This window comes from Enterococcus sp. DIV1304_2 (assembly GCF_050555445.1).
Taxonomy (GTDB): domain Bacteria; phylum Bacillota; class Bacilli; order Lactobacillales; family Enterococcaceae; genus Enterococcus_B; species Enterococcus_B pernyi.
The window spans coordinates 2,598,029-2,616,548 of the sequence record NZ_CP187851.1; the positions used below are offsets into that span (position 1 = coordinate 2,598,029).

The following is an 18,520-nucleotide window of genomic DNA, read 5'->3' on the forward strand; positions in this document are numbered from 1 at the left end:
TTCTTCTCCTAAGCTAAAATCGTGATGCGCTTCATGTTGATTTCTTCTTCCAACTGCTCATATAAATATTCTCGGATATTCACGATTGCTTGATTTCTCCAAGCACCACCATCTGCTTCAAAAATTGCTCCACGTGGACCATCTTTCATGCGGAAAATAAATTGGCTTTCTGGTTGATCTACTTCTAAGAATGTGCGGTACGGGGCTAACTCAACTGGATTAGGAACTTTTACATCTACTTTAGTAGCAACTCCCTGATTGATTGTTACTGCTTGGCTAATACCGTCATCACCAACATTTTTTACATTTTCTTCAGATACGTTTCCAACTACTTGTAACAAAATTTCTCGATGCTCATTTGGCACAAACTTCGATTGAAGTGCAATATTGAATTCTTCCATTCCCATGAAACAATCAAAGTTAAAACTAGGAATAATCGCTCTTGCTTCAGCTAAGGTTTCTCGACTTCCATCCTCTTCTAACAAACCTTTCAAGAACACTTGCGCTTCATTTTTTACATGGATGATTAGCTTGTTTCTTTCTCGATCAAGATTAGATTTCACGTAGTTAACAAAACCTGATAGTGTATTGATCACCATTGTTTCTTTTGCATTAAAAACTTTAGGTAAAATTTCTCGTGCATCGCCTTCATTGTTAAAAACTAACCAACGATCCTCAGCAAAATTTACTAATCGATCGTCTGGTTTAATTCCTTGTTCCATCAAATATTGAATTGCTTCTTTTGTCATTGTCATTTATTTATCCTCTTTTCTTTTGTAAATCGATAATTTGTTGTTGTTTTGCTTCTTCTTTTTCGATGACATCCACTGGCTCACCTGTATCTGTTTTTACTTGGCCATCTTCTGGGTCAATGTAAGTTTGACCTGGAACGGATGATTTTAATTCTTTTGCTTCTACTTTTCCTGTATTGATATCTCGACCAGTTAATACTGTAGTAGATACCCCTTCTACCGGAGCTAGTTTAGTAGTGAAGTCGCTTGATACAGTAACTACTTGACGGTTCTCATCTGGTTTAAATTCCAGTTTGATAGTTGTTACTCGTTTGGCTGTTGCAGAAGTATTTGGATCATGGATGTTACTAAAAATCTTTTGAAGTTCACCATCCAATTTTTCTTGGATGGCGCCTTCTGCTAATAGTGAAAGTTGAAGATTGATTTCTTTTAACATATTTTATTCCTCCTAAAATGCCCCTGGTTGGTAACCCTGTTGCGGTTGGTTCGTTACCGGTGGTTGATTAAAATTTTGTGCTGGTTGCTGGTTAGTATTCGCTGATGGCTGTGCTTGGTAGCTTGATTGTGGTTGTTGATAAGCTGATTGTGCTGATCCTGGTCGATCATTTAATTGCTTTGTTGGATCCACATCTTCGGAATAAATCATGTAACCGGTAGAATTATATTCATTGCCATTGCTACCCATCTCTTTTTTAATAGAGGTCACACCAGTTGATCCAACGACTGATTGCCAATTCATTTGCAACTGTTCTCCATGTTTCTTTTGTCCGATAGCCCCAAAAAATGCTGAAACCATTCCTTCAGTTCGTGAGTGTAAAAACAAGTTATGTTTTACAGTTTTGGTTTCTCCTGTTCGAGTCTCAATTTTTAGTGTCAAAATTGCTTTATTGCACGGTGGTAGTGGATTTTGACTTCTGGAATTTGGATTTGGTGTATGACGTGCTCGTTCAAACTTTTCTACTGTAAACCAGTATTCGCCCGGTTCTAATAAAACAAACTCACTGTCTTGGACAATCGTGTCATCCCAGCCTAATTCTCGTTCTTGTTGAAATTGTTGTGTCATTGATCGTTCCTCCTAAAATTTTTGGTTTTTTCGAATTTCTTGAATCATAGTAAATACTTGTGGCCATGCAGCAACTAATACGCCATCAATGTATCCCGGATCATAGTTTTGGATCGGTGTGCCTGTCGGATAGTACCCTTTTGATTCTGTCGCAGCCATAATTTCTGCCGGAATTACGTTGTTTGCTTTCATTAAGTCAACAAGCTGTTGTGGGATTTCTGCATAATCGTCTGGTTCTCGATCAAAATTTGGTGCCGTTGTTACTGGTTGCGTTTCTTGAACAGTTTCTGATTTGTTTACAGGCGTTTCAACCGCTGCTGGTGTATTTGCAATTGGCTGTTCCTTTACCTGTGGCGCTTGCTGAGACGCGAAAATGTGTGCAATTCCTGCAAACCCCATATCCAATTCATCCGGCAAACCAAAACGGTTTTTTGCGTCCCAAGCCGGATGATGGGTCGTATGCATGACACGCTTTCCGCCTTGGGCTTTGAATTTTTTTCCTTTGTCATCCGAGGCAACAGACATCGTTTTATAGTTGCAGAATAAAACCATATCCGCCCACTCTTTTGTTAAAGGTGCCGTTGTAGCTAAGGTCTTTTTGTTTCCCAGCTTCAATTCCCACCGATCGTATGCCCCCATTTCATCCGGCTGTTCAAATTTACGGATTTGAGCATGCGCTGTTAGTACAACATTTACGCCAATATCTTTGAGATCAGATAGCTTATTCAATAGACGACCAAACTCTTCAGCAAGATACGTATACCCATTTCCATAGCCAAAATCTTCGATTCCCTTTTTGCCGTACTGTGAACAAATGTGCTCGATGCATAAACGCTCTGCCCAGTCTGCAGTATCAATGATCAAAGTCGCACATGGCATCGTTTGTTTTACGAAATCGATTTGCTGTAATAGCATCGACCAGCTTCTAGGTTTATCTAAACGCGCAACGTCCATATTGTCTGTACTGCCTTCTGTATCAATAAATAATGGGTTAGGAAACTGGGCAGCCAGTGTAGATTTGCCGATCCCTTCAGGTCCATAAATCACGACCTTTTGTGCCCTTGCAATGACACCTTTCGTAATGTTCATTAAAATTCTCCTTCCTTCCACTTAGGTTGTGGGGATTGCTGAGGTGTAGGTTCGCCCTCAGATGGTGCTATTTTATTTTCAGTCACATAGCCATCTTCAATAATGATCTCGCACTCGTCACCTGTTGAAACACGTGTCGCAATTGCCTGTAGACCTTCTTGTTCCAGCCACTGACCAAACTCGTTCAGCGTGACCATATCCATCTGTTCCAACTTATCCAATAGAATGAAACCACAATCCGGTTTTAACTTACGGACGATTGCCGTTGAGACTTTCAACTGGTCAGATCCGGACATGTTATCCCATTTTTGACCGTTGTAAGTTAGCTCTCCCTCAGCTACAGAAAGCCCTTGAAGCGGCAGTTGCGCATTCGTTAGTAAAGAGACCTTTTCTTTGCGAATAGAGTTGATATCGTTTGTCAGTACATCGTATTGATTCTTGTAGTCGTTCGCATCCTCTTCGGCTTTGTCCTTGTCTAAGTTTGCTCGGACTCGTCGATTGATCTCGTCCACTTCTGCAATGTTTTGTTGCAGTTCTTGTGTCGATTCATCTTGGAGACTTTCAGCAGTCTTTTGTGCAATGGTCAAGTCTTCTGCTAGTCGATTGAATTCAATTTGTTCTTTCTGCAATTGCGCTTGAAGCTCTTCAATTCTCAAATTAATAGCTTGGATATTTGATTTCGATTGTTCCAGCTGAAAAGAAATTTGATTGACTTGATTACGCTTTTGTTGATTCTCTCCGTTTCTTGCAAGGATCTCTTGTTGCTTGGTTACTAAATCAGAAACAGAGATTAGTTCCTTTGGTGCCTCCGGAAAGTAAGGTTGTTCAGCTGCAAACTTTTTCTTTTGATCAGCAATCTGACCAATCGCATGGCGTTTGTTATAGACTTCTTGTTCTTTTCGTTCAAGCTCATACAATTGATCTCCCACGCCAATAATCTGTAGGAGAATATTAGCTTTTTCTTTATTGGATGAATCCATAAATTTAGGTAAATCAATAGCCAACTCTTCGACAAAGCTATTCAACAAGTTTTGGCCAGCTTTCTCTCCATTAGGATCAATGACCTTCAAATCAGAATTCTTTCCCTTGCGCTCAACGATCAGACCGTTGTTCATGACAATATGAAGGTGTGGTGGTGTGACCGATCCTTCCCGATGTGCTTGGCTTGGTTTGTACTTATTGCCACCAAGTCCCCATGCAATAGCATCAATAACGCTGGTTTTTCCTTGATTATTATTTCCACCAACGATAGTTAACCCGCTGGCATTTGGTTCAATTTTTACTGCTTTGACACGTTTAACATTTTCAATTTCAAGCTTGTTAATTTTTACAGACATATGTTACACTTCCTTTGTGTAGATTATTTTTCATTGGCTTACTTCAGCGGTAACTGGGGTAAGCTCTTTTTGCGCAACTAGCTGTCCTTCTTTTGTAAAATATTGCTGAATTTTATGGCCATCTAAAACTATTGTTGTCAGAATGAGTATCACTTCTTTTGATTCCACATCAATAGAGGACATTGGGATTGATGCAATAGAAGTTTTTTCCATTTGCGGTGTCTCCTTCTTTGTATACTTGGCAAACCGAGCATCATTAAACTTGTTCATAGCCTCTTTAGATTTGACACTAGCTTTTGTCCGATCTGCTTGCTGTGTGATTTTCCCCTGTTTTCTAAGACGACTCACTTTCTGCATCAACTTTTTTTCATTTAACTTTGTTTTTCTTACCAGTTCATCGTAGTTGGACACATAACCATTCTTATCAAACTTAATAGCTTTCAACAAAAGCTGTTCATCTGATGATGACCATGTCTTTTTAGCATTATTCTTTATTTTTCCGAGTTTCTTTAGTTTTAATATTCGTCCAGCAATAGCATGTTCAGTACGGTCAACACTTTCACCAATTGCTTTATATGTCGCTCCACTTTTGTACATAGCAATAATTCGCTTATCTTCTTCCAGAGAATATTTCCGACCGCTTGAATCAAATGATTTAGTAAGATCCACCTCTGGTAATTGACCGGCCTTTTGCATTTTATAGATTTTCATTTCGACAGCTTTTAGGGAACGATCTAATTTTTTAGCCATTTCTTTAATATTCAGTACTTGATTAGTTTCTGCTAAAAGTGCATATCTTTTGATATAAGATATTTCTTTTGTTGTCCAAGGCTTCAAAAATCAATCACCTCTCTTCTATAAAATGGCAAAAATAACTGACAACAAAATGACATTTAAAAATAAACTGATATAGCAAAGCGCTTGTAGTTGACGTACTCGATGGACTGGATGCTTTTTTTCAGTTAGTGCGGCTAAGAGTATTTTGTCATTGGATCGTTTTGTAAATGACTTTCTTACTTGCATTATTCAGCTCCCCCTAATCTTTTAGAATTTCAGAGAAATTTACTTTCTCTCGTTTTACTTGCTTAAAATAAATAGTTTCCACCAACTATCAAGTTATATGTCATATCACACTTCGTAATGTTCTATTAAAAATTGCTGCAAAGCTTCTCGACGAATCCGGATATCTTGCTTACTCCAAACTTGGATTTTCAATCCCTGATCAATCCAACCATTAAGCTTTACATCCCCAATGCCCAACACCTGCTTGATTGTTTCTTTATTTGCATAAGGAGGTAGCTCAGCAGTCTTTGTCATCATTTTGATGCGCTTCTCAAACTCTGCTACTGCCAAACTAACGATTCCTGATGCTACTTGCTTTTGAATTTGTTCATCTGGTATATGCAAATCCATTAACTATTCCCCTCCCTCAATAAAGCTAACGCATCCTCGATTGGTTTAATTTGCTTTTCAGGACTGCGTTTTCCGTTCATAATGTCAGACATATAAGGTCTAGAAATTCCGATAGTATCAGCTAACCAATTTTGAGACTTCCCATACTTCGCTAATTGAATTCTGACTTTGACAATGAAATCTTGTGACACATTTAACACCTTCTTTCTTATTTTTCTTAAACGTGTTTAATAATTTTGATATAATTCTCCTATCAACTCATTTGTTGAAATAAATTGAAAGGAGAGTGATTAAATGAAGCAAATAATTATTGATGCATTAACCTCTGGTAAAATAGTTAGATTCTACTTCACGAGCGAGAAAAGTTATTCTGCGAATGAGTTACTAGATCGTATGGAGCAATTCCCTGATCAGATTTATGTTGGACAATCTAGATATGATCAAGACTCTGTTGTAAATCTAAATCAAGTAACACATGTAAAAATTGTAAAATCCTAAAATGTTTGTTTAACTACCTTGAGCAATCCTGCTAATGCTGACACCATTTCAGGATTGTTTTTAGTCTCATTAATTTCGATAGTCGTGTTAATGAATTCTAAAATATTTAATTCTGTTTCTCGGATAGCCTTTTGATACTTTCTAGCTTCCTCTTTGTTTTTCATATGAACATCGACTACTCCTTTCCCATCTGATTTCTCCATTCTGCTCACCTCATTCCTTTTAAAATTTGTAAGCTAATAAAATTAGCTAATTTCCGTTGACAACAAGTATCGAATAGGGTACCATTTAGACATAGTTAAATAAGCCTAGAATTATCCCTATTAAATCAACATTCTTAGTTTGGCGACGTCGAATTGTTTATTTTTACTAGGTCTCTTTCTTGTTGCTTTTTAGCTTATTAAATTAGCTTACGAGATAAATATAATCGAAAAAGATACTTAAGTCAACTGAAAAATATCTTTTTTTACAATTATTCATCTCGAAGATGTAAGGAAGATTGCTATGACAACGTTTGATAGAATAAAAGAATTATCGAAGAAACGTGGAAAAAACCCGAAGCAAGTTGCACTTGAACTCGGGTTAGGAGAAAATTTATTTTATAAGTGGAAAACTAGCAGTCCTACAGCAGATAAACTTCAGCTAGTAGCTGACTATTTCCATGTCTCTACTGATTACCTATTAGGAAGAACCGATGATCCTACTGCAGGAACGTCTGAGAAGCCACAGTTTACCGTTGAGGAAGCCCTTGCTTCCGTTATGAGCAGTGATGGGAAACCTTTAACTGAACATGATAGGAAGGTTCTCACTGGTATTATCGAAGCGTATATTGAAAATAATTCTGATGCTGAGTAGGTGATTTTTTGGATTTGGATAATGAAGTAGACAAGATTATAGACGAGCTTGGGGTAGCTGTTATTGAGGTACCCGAGCTCGATGCTGATGCTAAGTATATTGCTATAATAAACACGATTGTTATAGATTCCCGATTGCCTGATCGAATTAAATTACTTAAACTTTTACATGAATTGGGTCATGCTGCTCAGCATAAAGAAAATTATGTGTTATACAGAAGAACTTACGCTTTGCATTCAAAAATGGAAAACGAGGCGGAGGAATTTATGATTGAAAAAATGCTTGAGGTTACGTTAAATGATCCAGAATTTAATCCAGACTCTTTTGATTGTATTAATTTCTTGGAAAGTTATGAAATGGAAGTACGATACGAACCTTTAGTTAAAGCATTTATGACAGAATATCTCGTTGGCGCCAATGCCAACAATATATTTTTTTGACAAAAAGAGAACATATATTCGCTAAAACAATATAAAAGATGGTAACGGAGGAATCTTATGATTAAGGAATATGAAAAGAAGGATGGGAAAAAATATTGGATGTTTAAAGCTTATTTAGGGATCGATCCTGCCACTGGAAAGAAGCTTTATACAACTAGGCGTGGTTTTAAAACACAGAAGGAAGCAAAGATTGCAAAATCTAGGCTTGAATTGCAGGCACAAGATAACAAATACACACCTGAAAAAAATTATACTTTTATAGAGATCCAAGAAATGTGGTTTGAAGAATACAAAAGCACTGTTAGAGATAGCACTCTATCAAGAGTTAAATTTCTTTTTGATAAAAACATTTTTCAATATTTTGGAAACAAAAAAATTTCATCTTTTACACTGGCCTATTGCCAGAAAACAGTTAATAAATGGAAAGATGAATATGCAACTTATAAAGCTTTAAAAACGTATACTACAGCTGTTTTTGATTATGCCGTGCGAATAAATGTTATTAGTACAAACCCGATGAAAGAAGTATATATTCCAAAAGGTAAGTTTCGAAAAAAAGATAAACGAGTCAAATTCTATGAATCAGACGAATTAAAAAAATTCTTAGAAGTCGCTAAAAAAGACAAATTTCCACTCTCCTATCCATTCTTTAGATTACTTGCTTTTACTGGTATCAGAAAAGGAGAAGCTTTAGCACTAACTTGGGAAGATGTGGATTTCGACAGAAAATTGCTAACGATCAATAAAACAATCGCAAGAAATACAAAAAATGAAATTGTCATCAACCATCCAAAAACTCAATCTTCAGTTCGAGAAATTTCCTTAGATGATATCACCCTTGATATATTGAAAAAATGGCGCCAAGATCAGAGGAAATACTTGCTAAGTTATGGCCACAACTCACTAAGACCTAATCAAATAATTTTTGCTTCAAAAAATAATAATCACCTAGATCCAATTAGACCAAATAATATTCATAAAAGGCTTTGCAAAGAAAGTGGAATAAAGGATATCACGATACATGGTTTTAGGCACACTCACTGCAGCTTATTATTTGAAGCTGGTTTATCTATACAGGATGTTAGGAATCGACTCGGTCATTCGGATATCCAAACAACAATGAACATTTATGCCCATGTCACTAAAAAGCAAAAAGATACCTCGGCGGAAAAATTCGCCAGATACCTTAATTTTTAATAGTATGGTCAAAAGTATGGTCAAAACAATAAAAAAAGCGCCAAACCCTTTGAAATCAAAGGATTCAGCACTCGTAAAATTATTTAACTGTTACAGAAGCGCCAACTTCTTCAAGTTTAGCTTTTAATTCTTCAGCTTCTTCTTTAGAAACGCCTTCTTTAACTGGTGCAGGAGCGCCATCAACTACAGCTTTAGCTTCTTTCAAGCCTAAGCCAGTTGCTTCACGAACTGCTTTGATAACTTTAACTTTTTGGTCTCCAGCTGCAGTTAATTCTACAGTGAATTCAGTTTGTTCTTCAGCAGCAGCACCGCCACCAGCAGCAACTGCAGCTACAGGAGCAGCAGCAGATACGCCAAATTCTTCTTCAATAGCTTTAACTAGGTCGTTAAGTTCTAGGATAGTTGCTTCTTTTAACTCAGCAACGATGTTTTCAATGTTCAATGCCATTTTTGTTTCCTCCATTTTAAATGTTCTTTTTTTATTTATTGTTTATGCTATGCGGCGATTAAGCTGCATCTCCATCTTCTTTGTCTGCGACTGCTTTGACAGCGTAAGCCACGTTGCGGACTGGCGCTTGTAGTACAGATAGCAACATAGATAGAAGTCCTTCGCGGTTTGGCAATTTTGCCAATGCTGTGATTTCTTCCAATGTAGATACTTTACCTTCGATGATACCGCCTTTGATTTCTAATGCTTTTGCTTCTTTAGCAAATTCGTCCATGATTTTCGCTGGTGCTACTACATCTTCGTTACTGAATGCAACGGCTGTAGGGCCAGTGAAAACTTCGTCCATGCCTTCTAGGCCGGCTTTTTTCGCTGCACGTGAAAGGATTGAGTTTTTGATAACTTTCATTTCAACGTTAGCTTCACGAAGTTGTTTACGTAAGCGAGTTACTTCATCAACAGTTAATCCACGGTAGTCAACTACGACTACAGAAGCTGCTTCAGTAAATTTTGCACTTACTTCGTCAACGATTGCTGCTTTTTTTGCGATAATTGCTTCACTCATTTTTGAGTTTCACCTCCTGAATTTTGATGGAAGAGTTTTTTACGACTGAATCGTTTGTTCATCATCTAATCTCTTCGTTCTTAGTGATTCTACTCGCTTGCGCTCGAAAGGAGACTCCTTTCGCTCAACTCAATGAGTATTGTTCATCATCTAATCTCTTCGTTCTTAGTGATTCACAACAAAAAACTCTATGCCACCGTAGACATAGAGGGACTATTGAATATATTCAATAAACGTCCTCGGTAGGAAATTAAGGCTAAGCCACCTACTGTCTTCGGTACAAGTTAATTATTAACCTCAACTAGCTTAGCACGCTAAACTAGTTGAGTCAAGAATTATTTTTCAGTTGGATCAATCAACGTCCTAATCGTTGGATTAGAAAGAAGCTTGGTCTACATGGATACCAGGTCCAAATGTTGTTGTTACAGTAATGTTTTTCATGTATTGACCTTTAGCTGCAGATGGTTTAGCTTTCACTAATACATCATGGATTGCAGCAAAGTTTTCAACTAATTTTTCGTTGTCGAAAGAAACTTTACCGATTGGTACGTGGATGTTTCCAGCTTTGTCAACGCGGTAAGTTACTTTACCAGCTTTTACTTCGTTGATTGCTTTTGTTACGTCCATTGTTACAGTACCAGTTTTAGGGTTTGGCATTAAGCCTTTAGGTCCTAATACACGTCCTAGACGACCAACAGTAGCCATCATGTCAGGTGTTGCAACAACTACGTCAAAGTCAAACCATCCGTTTTGGATTTTTTGAACCATGTCGTCGTCACCAACGAAGTCTGCACCAGCTGCTTCAGCTTCTTTTGCTTTGTCTCCTTTAGCAAATACTAAAACAGTTTGTGTTTTACCAGTTCCGTTTGGTAATACAACAGCTCCACGAATTTGTTGGTCTGCTTTTTTAGGGTCTACGTTTAGACGGTATGCAACTTCAACTGTTGCATCAAATTTTGCAATGTTTGTTTCTTTCGCTAATGCTACTGCTTCAGCGACAGAATAAACTTTACTTGAATCCACTTTTTTCAATGCTTCTTGCATTTTTTTGCTCTTTTTAGCCATTTTGGTTCCTCCTTGATTGTGGTTATAACGGTTGTACCTCCCACGTGTCCTATACCTTTCAATACAGGGCCAACTGAGAAGCTACTTTCTTAGGGTGCAGATTATTCTACAGTGATCCCCATGCTTCGTGCAGTTCCTTCAACCATGCGCATTGCTGCTTCAACGTTCGCTGCGTTTAGGTCTTCCATTTTTAATTCAGCGATTTCTTTTACTTGATCGCTAGAAACTTTAGCAACTTTATTTTTGTTTGGTTCACCTGAACCTTTTTCGATTTTCGCTGCTTTTTTCAATAATACTGCAGCTGGTGGTGTTTTTGTAACGAATGTGAATGAACGGTCTTCGTATACAGAAATCACAACTGGAATGATCAAACCTGCTTGATCAGCTGTACGAGCATTGAATTCTTTTGTGAATCCCATGATATTGATACCCGCTTGACCTAGTGCAGGACCTACTGGGGGAGCTGGAGTTGCTTTACCTGCAGGAATTTGCAATTTAACGATTTTTTCTACTTTCTTTGCCACGAGACATACCTCCTTAAGTCCGTGATGTGGTTAATTGGAGATGCATATTTCTCCTCCCACGTATTGTCAGTTGATCTTAAAATCAATTGACATATCATGTACATAACGAATGCACACTGATACAGTATAGCAAATTTTTCTCTTTTTTCAACAATTTTTTCTGATTATTTTCACCTTTATCCAAAAAAAAGCTAAATATCTGGTTAAAACGTAAAGAAATCTCTTTATAAATCGCTTATTTATGCTAAACTTACGCCTGTATGAACCTAATACATATTATGTATAATAAATAAGTTCTTCTATTCTAATGAGGTGAAATAATGAAAGATCTAAAATACAGAAGTGTATTTGATATTATTGGTCCTGTCATGATTGGACCGAGCAGTTCGCATACTGCTGGAGCAGCAAGAATCGGAAAGATCGTCCGTAGTATTTTTGGCGATCAACCAGATTCTGTTGACATCTACCTATATGAGTCTTTTGCCAAAACCTATCGTGGACATGGTACTGATATTGCCTTAGTTGGAGGATTATTAGGCATGGAACCTGATGATTCTCGTTTAGCAGATTCGTTAAGGTTGGCTCATGAAGCAGGTATGGAAGTATTATTCGTACCTAAAAGTGAAAAAGCCGATCATCCTAATTCCGTCAAAATGTTGTTGAAAAAAGGCAGTCGAAAGCTTTCGGTTACAGGCATCTCAATTGGTGGGGGCAACATCCAGATTTCTGAATTGAACGGCTTCAAGATTTCATTAAGCATGGGAACACCGACCTTGATCATCGTCCACCAAGACGTTCCTGGCATGATTGCTAAAGTCACCAATATTCTTTCAGAAACCAACACCAATATCGGTACAATGACAGTTACTCGTGAGTCAAAAGGCGAAAATGCCATTATGATCATGGAAGTGGACGATCCTCAAGTAGAAGATACCGTAAAAAAACTAAAACAGTTACCAAATATTGACAGTGTCAATTATTTCGAGTAAAGGAGCAGACGAGGTATGTTTTTATCAATTGAAGAATTAGTCCAACAAGCACAAGACTACCCTAGCGTTGCCGAATTAATGATCGCAGTTGAGATGGAGATGAGCGGTCGTTCTCGTGAGCAGATCATCAAGATCATGGAAAAGAATCTACTCGTGATGGAACAATCGATCGCAGAAGGAAATGCCGGCGTAACTTCTGTCACAGGAATTACTGGCGGCGATGCCAAAAAGATGGACAACTATCTTTCTCACGCCGATTTTCTTAGTGGCGAAACAATCTTGACCGCGGTTCGCAACGCCATTGCTGTGAACGAAGTCAATGCCAAAATGGGATTGATCTGTGCAACGCCTACTGCGGGCAGCGCAGGAGTGGTCCCTGGTGTCTTGATGGCCGTACGTGATCGTTTGCAATTATCCCATGAACAACAACTCGACTTCTTATTTACAGCAGGCGCTTTTGGCTTGGTCATTGCGAACAACGCATCGATCAGCGGGGCTGAAGGTGGTTGTCAGGCAGAAGTCGGATCGGCGAGTGCGATGGCTTCCGCTGCCTTGGTTTGCGCGAAAAACGGCACCGCTCATCAAGCCGCTCAAGCTGTGGCAATCACGCTTAAAAATATGATGGGTTTGATCTGCGATCCTGTCGCTGGCCTCGTCGAAGTCCCTTGCGTCAAAAGAAACGCTTTAGGTTCGTCACAAGCATTCATCTCTGCTGATATGGCTTTAGCTGGCATCGAAAGTGTGATCCCACCTGATGAAGTGGTCGCTGCCATGTATCAAGTTGGCAGACAGATGCCTTCGATCTTCAAAGAAACCGCAGAAGGCGGACTTGCAGTGACACCTACCGCGAAACGATTGACAAAAGAAATCTTAGAAAAACAAGTATAGTTATTTCTTATATAAAAAAGCTGAATCAGAAAATGCACAAAATTCATTATCACCAAAGACATGCCGAATAACCATGGTAGCAAATTCGTTGCCATAGTTATTCGGTTTATTTGTTTACATCCTCTGCTTTGCTTCAAACACAAATTGCCCCATTTGTTCATAGAGGTCAGCTTTGATTTGTTCAAAGTCATGATGGACTAACTGATGATCACGTACAAGCTGTCTGCCATCTACCCATACATGTGCTACATTGGAAGCATTCGCTGAATAAACTAAAGCAGAGTATGGATCAAAAATCGGAAACATATTCACAGACTGCGTCTCAACGATAATAAAATCTGCCTTGTTCCCTACAACAAGCTGACCAGTCTCTTTAAAATCTAACAACTCCGCCCCACCTCTAGTGGCTAAACGGACAATTTCCTTTGCTGGGAAAAGCGCACGATCTTTTTCAAAAGTTTTATGGAAATTGGCAAATAACTTCATTTGTGCAAAGAGATCCAAAGTATTGCCACTACTTGGACCGTCTGTACCTAACCCGACAGTTAAACCTGCAGAAAGCATAGCTTTAACTGGTGCTACACCTTTCGCTGATTTTGTGTTCGCACCGATGCAGTGAGCAATTCCGACTTGCTCTCTTGCTGTAGCGACTAAAGCAATATCCGCTTCTGTCATATGGATACAATGGGCCATGATCAACGGTCTGTTCATAAAACCTAAGTCTTTCAACAACTCGAATGGTGTTTGTTGATACTGCTTCGCTAATTCCTGCATTTCATAGTCCATTTCTGCCACATGTAAGGTGATCGGCACATCGAATCGTTCACTCAATTCAACTGTCCGCTTCAATCCTTCATACGTATTGGTATTCGGCGCATGAGGAGCCAACGCAGGCGTAATCAATGAATGGTCTTTCCACTTTGGCAAGAATGTCTCACAATAAGTCAAACCGCCAGAAGGCTCTTCATTATCACACACAGGCATATCAATGATCGTTTCACCAAGGATTGCACGAATCTTAAACTGATCACATACTTGCGCGACTTGATCTTCAAAATAATACATGTCACAAAAACCAGTCACACCACTAAGCAACATCTCACTGATTGCATAGGCTGTACTCGCTGCCACTAGCTCTGGGGTCATGAACGCTTCTAATGGAAATAAGAACCGACGTAATCGATCTGGTACATCGTCTCCTAAAGATCGAAAAGGAATCATCCCAGCATGGGTATGTGTATTCACAAAACCTGGCAACAAGATGCCGCCTGCTCCATCGATGACTTCCTCCGCAGAAGCTATCCCTTCCTGCCATTCTCCTATCTCAATGATACGATTTTCTTCAATCCGTACATACCCGTTTTTGTATTCAGTCAGTTGATCATCCATCGTTAGAACGTGGACATTTTTTATCAATGTACTCATAACAAAACACCATCACTTGGAAAAACCAGCGGATAAAATTCCTGCATTTTCGTATTCATCATTCCTTTATCTGTCATTTTGATTGCAGGTGAAACTGGTAGTGACAACGTAGAAAATGACATGATCTCATTCATGTTTTTATAGCCTAGATTTTGCATTTCTCTACGCACAGTTTTTAAATCTTGGCCTAACTCTTCAATTGGCGCTTGTGAAACGATCCCGCCAATCGGTAGCGGGCAAGTTGCTGTTAATTTGCCCTCGTTAACTACCACATAGCCACCTTGTAATTCCAACAATTTTTGCTGAGCCAGCAGAATGTCTTGGCAGTTATTCCCCATCACCATCACGTTATGATGATCATGCGCCCAAGTCGTCGCAATACTTCCTGGTTTTGAAATGGGTTCTTCCATCAAAGCATACGCCACATTGCCGTTCTTCCCATAGCGTTCCATCACAAGCAATAAGGCGCAATCCGAATTTTCCCAATCGAGGTACCCATCTTTCACCGGAATTTCCTTCGTGATCCGTTCCGTAAACGTTCCAACCTCATGCTTACGAATAACATTACAACGAACACTTGGTAAATCCGTTTTGACTGGCAACCGTAGATCGTCTAAAGAAAGCTTTTTACAATGGACCGTTTGACTGTATGAAGCAGGAAATTGTTCGATTTTTTCTGGATAAGTGATCGCCTCACCGTGTCGGTAGACTTCTTTACCCGATTTGAAGACCGCAGAAATAGCGAATGTGGATAAATCATCTAACAAAATAAAATCAGCCATTCTTCCAGGTCCAATCAATCCCCGATCATTCAAGCCCATTCTACGTGCTGGTGTATAAGTCGTCATATAGATTGCTTGTTCGACTGGTAGCCCCGCCTCAACTGCTTTTTTCAAATTTTCATTTAAATGCCCAGTGAGTAAATCATCTGCCATCACATCGTCTGTGATGATACAAGCATAGTCATAATACTCATTTTCCGTGATTACCGCCATATTTTCCGGTGTGATCGACTTGTTTTGGAATTGGATGAACATGCCATTTTCAATTTTTTCTGCTAAGGATTCCGGAAACTGATGCGTATGATCAGAAGAAATCCCGCTATACATAAATGCTGCCAATTCTTCTTCGTAAATTTTAGGACAATGTCCTTCCAACGGCATCGTTGGGCGTTTTTCTTTACATAGATCAATGATTTGGCGAATCAGCGAAGTTGGTTCATGGGCAATGCCGTGGAAATTCATTGCTTCGCCTAAACAAATCACTTTTGGATTGTCTAACAACTTTTCTGTTTCAGCTAACCCAATGATTCCACCAGTCGTTTCTAGTTCAGGTGTGGTGGAAGGAACGGACGATGGGATTGCATGGAAAATATCTAGTTCCGTTTCTGCAGCCATAAATTCAGTCAACCCTTCAAGCCCAAAAACATTTGCCATCTCATGCGCATCCGCAATCACTGTAGTCACACCAAATGGTAAAACGGCCTTTGAAAAAATACTTGGCGTAGTCATTGAACTCTCAATGTGCATGTGGCTGTCAATCAAGCCAGGAATCATGTATTTCCCTCGGCCATCAATTTCTTGAAGGATCTCCAAGTGACTCAGATCCTTTGTTGTGATGTAATAAAATTTTTCACCGCTGACTGTGACATGTTTCTTCTCAAAACATTGTTTGGCTGTGTTATACACTTGAGCATCTCTAATCAATAAGTCAATCTTCACATTTTTCCCTCACTTTTATTGTCCTTAGACACGAATAGGGGGTTGTGCACTTCCGACACAACCACCCCAATGTTTATTTTTTCAATGATTTCCGTTGATAGGAAAATGTTTATTGGTTGATCAAACGATTCCAACGATCGATCCAGTCAGTCATTTGACTATTCACGAAATCAAAGTCAATATTTTTAGCGCGATCAGCAACTGCCCCATACGTCATATTACCAGCTTCTTCTTCACTCAACTCCACTTTATCATTCGTCGGTGCTTCATTTAATGAAAGTGCCTTTGTTTTTTGTGATTCTTCGCTAATTCTATAGTTGATGAATGAGTAAGCCAATTCTTTATTCGCTGCTTCTTTTGGAATATTGATCGTGTTGTAGTTCGCATATGTGCCACTTTCTGGTACAACATACTCGATCGTATCAGAATCTCCTTTGACGATATCATAAGCAAAATCCATCACGATCGCTGCTTCGATTTCTCCTGCTTGGAACATGTTTGCTAAGTCAGAAGATCTTGCATAGGTCTTAACGATATTTGGTTTCAATTCTTCTAAGGCTTCAAATGCTGCCTCGCCATTGTCATCTTCAATCGCTACACCCGCATGATCACTTGCAATATACATCATCAAAGGACCGGCAGTCGTAGTAATTTCTGGGATCGAGATTTTTCCTTCTAATGCTGAATCCCAAAGATCTGACCAGCTAGTAATTTCTTTTCCAACTTTTTCTCTGTCGTAAACGATACCTACACTGTTTACAGCAATCGGCACACCCGCACCACTATCAAAGACTTCCTTCGCTCCTTCAGTCAAATCCGCTAAATTCGGGATTTTTGATTCATCTAGTTTTTCAAATAATTCTTGAGAAGCGCCATCCGCTGAGTTCGCTTGCGCTAACTCAATCACGTCGATTCCTCTAGGATTACTGATTAATTTGTTGAAGCGATCGCCACTGTTCCCTAGATCCATTGTGATCTTCGCATCGAATTCTTTTTCAAAAGGATCCATTACATCGCTTTTCACGATATCTTCACTTAAACCAAATGTTGATACAACTAGATCTTTTGACTCTTTCGCTTCGGATGAATTAGTTTCAGATCCTCCACCGCAAGCTGTCAATACAAACATACTCGCTAAAACTACTGAACTTACTAGAAAGCCTTTTTTCACTGATTTTTCCCCTTTTCTTTGCTTATTTATCTTCCAAAAGAACGATTTTATCTTTTGGGAAATGCAGGTTGATTTGATCCCCTGCTTGGTAAATTTGTTTATCCGTACCGTTTACTAAGAACTTACCTAAAGCCGTTGTCACTTCATACTGGTAACTTTTCCCTAAAAATGTTCTGACTTTCACTTCACCTTTTACAACGTTATGTGTCGCATCAGTGGCAATCTCGATATCTTCGGGACGGATCGTCGCTACTAATCGCTCTGCTATCGGTTGCTCATAAGGTGTCTCAATGACATTCCCTGCTGCTTGATAGCGGATGCCTTCGATTGGTTCAACTGGAAAGAAATTTTCAAAACCGATAAAATGTGCAACAAAACGAGTTTTGGGATGTCGATAGATTGTTTCCGGTGTATCATATTGCTCGATAACGCCATTATTCATGACCGCGACTTTATCCGAGATCGAAAAGCATTCTTCTTGATCGTGGGTCACAAAAACTGTTGTGATACCAAGTTGTTGTTGGATACGTTTGATCTCGATCCGCATTTGGACACGTAGTTTCGCGTCTAAATTACTTAATGGTTCGTCTAAGAGTAGTAACTTAGGTTCAATAACCAATGCTCGAGCCAATGCCACTCGTTGACGTTGCCCACCTGATAGTTGTTTCGGGTAACGATCACCCAACTGTTCCAAGCCACAGATTGCTAACATATCTGCTACTTTCTTGGCGATATCCGCTTTATTTTCTTTACGCAATTTCAAACCGAAAGCAACATTCTCAGCAATCGTTAGATGAGGAAACAACGCATAGCTCTGAAATACCATACCAAAATTACGTTTATGCACAGGAACTTTCACTAATTCTTGATCTTCCAGAACAAAAGAGCCCTCATTCGGCGAAATCAATCCAGCAATCACACGTAGCGTCGTTGTTTTACCGCAACCACTGGGGCCTAATAAAGAAACTAGCTCTCCTTTTTCCATTGAAATAGACAAATCTTCTAATATATTTTGTTTTCCGTCATAACTCACACGGATATTGTTCAAATTTACAAAACTCACGGTTCTCCCCCTCATAGTTT

At 39.0% G+C, this 18,520-nt stretch carries 24 protein-coding genes and 1 other annotated feature; of the genes, 6 read left to right on the top strand and 18 right to left on the bottom strand.

Annotated elements, in window-relative coordinates; genetic code table 11:
• Nucleotides 1-8 precede the first annotated feature (8 nt).
• The 9 genes from IGJ14_RS12000 to IGJ14_RS12040 all read right to left on the bottom strand — a co-directional run bounded on the left by IGJ14_RS12000 (nucleotide 9) and on the right by IGJ14_RS12040 (nucleotide 5,845).
• Nucleotides 9-755 (bottom strand): hypothetical protein, encoded by a 747-nt coding sequence (locus tag IGJ14_RS12000; RefSeq protein ID WP_430607923.1) that lies wholly within the window; start codon nucleotides 753-755, stop codon nucleotides 9-11.
• Nucleotides 756-759: 4 nt separating this feature from the next.
• Entirely contained in the window at nucleotides 760-1,188 is a 429-nt protein-coding gene (locus IGJ14_RS12005; protein ID WP_430607925.1) for a replication terminator protein, read from the bottom strand.
• 12 nt (nucleotides 1,189-1,200) lie between these two features.
• On the bottom strand, nucleotides 1,201-1,815 hold the full coding sequence (locus IGJ14_RS12010; RefSeq protein WP_430607928.1) for a hypothetical protein: 615 nt from the start codon (nucleotides 1,813-1,815) through the stop codon (nucleotides 1,201-1,203).
• A 12-nt stretch (nucleotides 1,816-1,827) separates the two neighbouring features.
• On the bottom strand, nucleotides 1,828-2,904 hold the full coding sequence (locus tag IGJ14_RS12015; RefSeq protein ID WP_430607930.1) for an ATP-binding protein: 1,077 nt from the start codon (nucleotides 2,902-2,904) through the stop codon (nucleotides 1,828-1,830).
• A complete protein-coding gene (locus IGJ14_RS12020) occupies nucleotides 2,904-4,241 on the bottom strand; it encodes an AAA family ATPase (protein WP_430607932.1) in 1,338 nt (445 codons plus the stop codon). Before IGJ14_RS12020 ends, IGJ14_RS12015 begins: the two co-directional genes overlap by 1 nt.
• A 30-nt stretch (nucleotides 4,242-4,271) precedes the next feature.
• Nucleotides 4,272-5,078, bottom strand: a complete 807-nt coding sequence (locus IGJ14_RS12025) for a helix-turn-helix domain containing protein (RefSeq protein WP_430607935.1) — start codon at nucleotides 5,076-5,078, stop codon at nucleotides 4,272-4,274.
• A gap of 18 nt (nucleotides 5,079-5,096) precedes the next feature.
• On the bottom strand, nucleotides 5,097-5,264 hold the full coding sequence (locus IGJ14_RS12030) for a hypothetical protein (protein WP_430607937.1): 168 nt from the start codon (nucleotides 5,262-5,264) through the stop codon (nucleotides 5,097-5,099).
• 105 nt (nucleotides 5,265-5,369) lie between these two features.
• The gene (locus tag IGJ14_RS12035) at nucleotides 5,370-5,654 is read right to left on the bottom strand and encodes a hypothetical protein (RefSeq protein ID WP_430607939.1); all 285 of its coding nucleotides are present in this window, start codon (nucleotides 5,652-5,654) and stop codon (nucleotides 5,370-5,372) included.
• Nucleotides 5,654-5,845, bottom strand: a complete 192-nt coding sequence (locus IGJ14_RS12040; RefSeq protein WP_271524997.1) for a helix-turn-helix transcriptional regulator — start codon at nucleotides 5,843-5,845, stop codon at nucleotides 5,654-5,656. Before IGJ14_RS12040 ends, IGJ14_RS12035 begins: the two co-directional genes overlap by 1 nt.
• A 103-nt stretch (nucleotides 5,846-5,948) precedes the next feature.
• On the opposite strand from IGJ14_RS12040, the gene IGJ14_RS12045 reads away from it, so the two are divergent.
• Nucleotides 5,949-6,152, top strand: a complete 204-nt coding sequence (locus IGJ14_RS12045; protein WP_430607942.1) for a hypothetical protein — start codon at nucleotides 5,949-5,951, stop codon at nucleotides 6,150-6,152.
• On the opposite strand, the gene IGJ14_RS12050 is transcribed toward IGJ14_RS12045, so the two are convergent.
• Nucleotides 6,149-6,355 (bottom strand): hypothetical protein, encoded by a 207-nt coding sequence (locus IGJ14_RS12050; protein ID WP_430607945.1) that lies wholly within the window; start codon nucleotides 6,353-6,355, stop codon nucleotides 6,149-6,151. The genes IGJ14_RS12045 and IGJ14_RS12050 overlap by 4 nt on opposite strands.
• A gap of 301 nt (nucleotides 6,356-6,656) precedes the next feature.
• Here IGJ14_RS12050 and IGJ14_RS12055 point away from each other — a divergent pair, with 301 nt between their 5' ends.
• From IGJ14_RS12055 to IGJ14_RS12065, 3 genes are read left to right on the top strand one after another with little or no spacing between them, the layout of a single operon-like run.
• Nucleotides 6,657-7,007: a helix-turn-helix domain-containing protein gene (locus tag IGJ14_RS12055; protein ID WP_430607947.1), complete on the top strand. Its 351-nt coding sequence runs from the start codon at nucleotides 6,657-6,659 to the stop codon at nucleotides 7,005-7,007.
• Between the two features lie 14 nt (nucleotides 7,008-7,021).
• Entirely contained in the window at nucleotides 7,022-7,447 is a 426-nt protein-coding gene (locus IGJ14_RS12060; protein WP_430607950.1) for an ImmA/IrrE family metallo-endopeptidase, read from the top strand.
• 57 nt (nucleotides 7,448-7,504) lie between these two features.
• Nucleotides 7,505-8,644, top strand: coding sequence for a tyrosine-type recombinase/integrase (locus IGJ14_RS12065; RefSeq protein WP_430607953.1), 1,140 nt, complete (start codon nucleotides 7,505-7,507; stop codon nucleotides 8,642-8,644).
• Between the two features lie 79 nt (nucleotides 8,645-8,723).
• Here the strand turns inward: IGJ14_RS12065 and rplL are convergent, their stop codons facing one another.
• The 4 genes from rplL to rplK all read right to left on the bottom strand — a co-directional run bounded on the left by rplL (nucleotide 8,724) and on the right by rplK (nucleotide 11,243).
• Nucleotides 8,724-9,092, bottom strand: coding sequence for a 50S ribosomal protein L7/L12 (gene rplL, locus IGJ14_RS12070; RefSeq protein WP_010734285.1), 369 nt, complete (start codon nucleotides 9,090-9,092; stop codon nucleotides 8,724-8,726).
• Between the two features lie 58 nt (nucleotides 9,093-9,150).
• Nucleotides 9,151-9,654 (bottom strand): 50S ribosomal protein L10, encoded by a 504-nt coding sequence (gene rplJ / locus IGJ14_RS12075; RefSeq protein ID WP_010734284.1) that lies wholly within the window; start codon nucleotides 9,652-9,654, stop codon nucleotides 9,151-9,153.
• 170 nt (nucleotides 9,655-9,824) lie between these two features.
• Nucleotides 9,825-9,950, bottom strand: a sequence feature (ribosomal protein L10 leader region).
• Nucleotides 9,951-10,029: 79 nt separating this feature from the next.
• Nucleotides 10,030-10,719: a 50S ribosomal protein L1 gene (rplA, locus tag IGJ14_RS12080; protein ID WP_010734283.1), complete on the bottom strand. Its 690-nt coding sequence runs from the start codon at nucleotides 10,717-10,719 to the stop codon at nucleotides 10,030-10,032.
• 101 nt (nucleotides 10,720-10,820) lie between these two features.
• On the bottom strand, nucleotides 10,821-11,243 hold the full coding sequence (rplK, locus tag IGJ14_RS12085; RefSeq protein WP_010734282.1) for a 50S ribosomal protein L11: 423 nt from the start codon (nucleotides 11,241-11,243) through the stop codon (nucleotides 10,821-10,823).
• A 320-nt stretch (nucleotides 11,244-11,563) separates the two neighbouring features.
• Here rplK and sdaAB point away from each other — a divergent pair, with 320 nt between their 5' ends.
• On the top strand, nucleotides 11,564-12,232 hold the full coding sequence (gene sdaAB, locus IGJ14_RS12090) for an L-serine ammonia-lyase, iron-sulfur-dependent subunit beta (protein WP_010734281.1): 669 nt from the start codon (nucleotides 11,564-11,566) through the stop codon (nucleotides 12,230-12,232).
• A gap of 15 nt (nucleotides 12,233-12,247) precedes the next feature.
• Nucleotides 12,248-13,120 carry an L-serine ammonia-lyase, iron-sulfur-dependent, subunit alpha gene (gene sdaAA / locus IGJ14_RS12095; protein WP_195273325.1) on the top strand — a complete coding sequence of 291 codons (873 nt, stop codon included), beginning with the start codon at nucleotides 12,248-12,250 and terminating at the stop codon, nucleotides 13,118-13,120.
• Nucleotides 13,121-13,234: 114 nt separating this feature from the next.
• Here the strand turns inward: sdaAA and IGJ14_RS12100 are convergent, their stop codons facing one another.
• The 4 genes from IGJ14_RS12100 to IGJ14_RS12115 all read right to left on the bottom strand — a co-directional run bounded on the left by IGJ14_RS12100 (nucleotide 13,235) and on the right by IGJ14_RS12115 (nucleotide 18,500).
• Nucleotides 13,235-14,545 (bottom strand): amidohydrolase, encoded by a 1,311-nt coding sequence (locus tag IGJ14_RS12100; RefSeq protein ID WP_195273326.1) that lies wholly within the window; start codon nucleotides 14,543-14,545, stop codon nucleotides 13,235-13,237.
• On the bottom strand, nucleotides 14,542-16,266 hold the full coding sequence (locus IGJ14_RS12105; protein ID WP_430607956.1) for an adenine deaminase C-terminal domain-containing protein: 1,725 nt from the start codon (nucleotides 16,264-16,266) through the stop codon (nucleotides 14,542-14,544). Before IGJ14_RS12105 ends, IGJ14_RS12100 begins: the two co-directional genes overlap by 4 nt.
• A 109-nt stretch (nucleotides 16,267-16,375) precedes the next feature.
• Entirely contained in the window at nucleotides 16,376-17,437 is a 1,062-nt protein-coding gene (locus IGJ14_RS12110; protein WP_023520403.1) for an ABC transporter substrate-binding protein, read from the bottom strand.
• A 22-nt stretch (nucleotides 17,438-17,459) separates the two neighbouring features.
• Entirely contained in the window at nucleotides 17,460-18,500 is a 1,041-nt protein-coding gene (locus tag IGJ14_RS12115; RefSeq protein WP_195273328.1) for an ABC transporter ATP-binding protein, read from the bottom strand.
• Nucleotides 18,501-18,520: the final 20 nt, after the last annotated feature.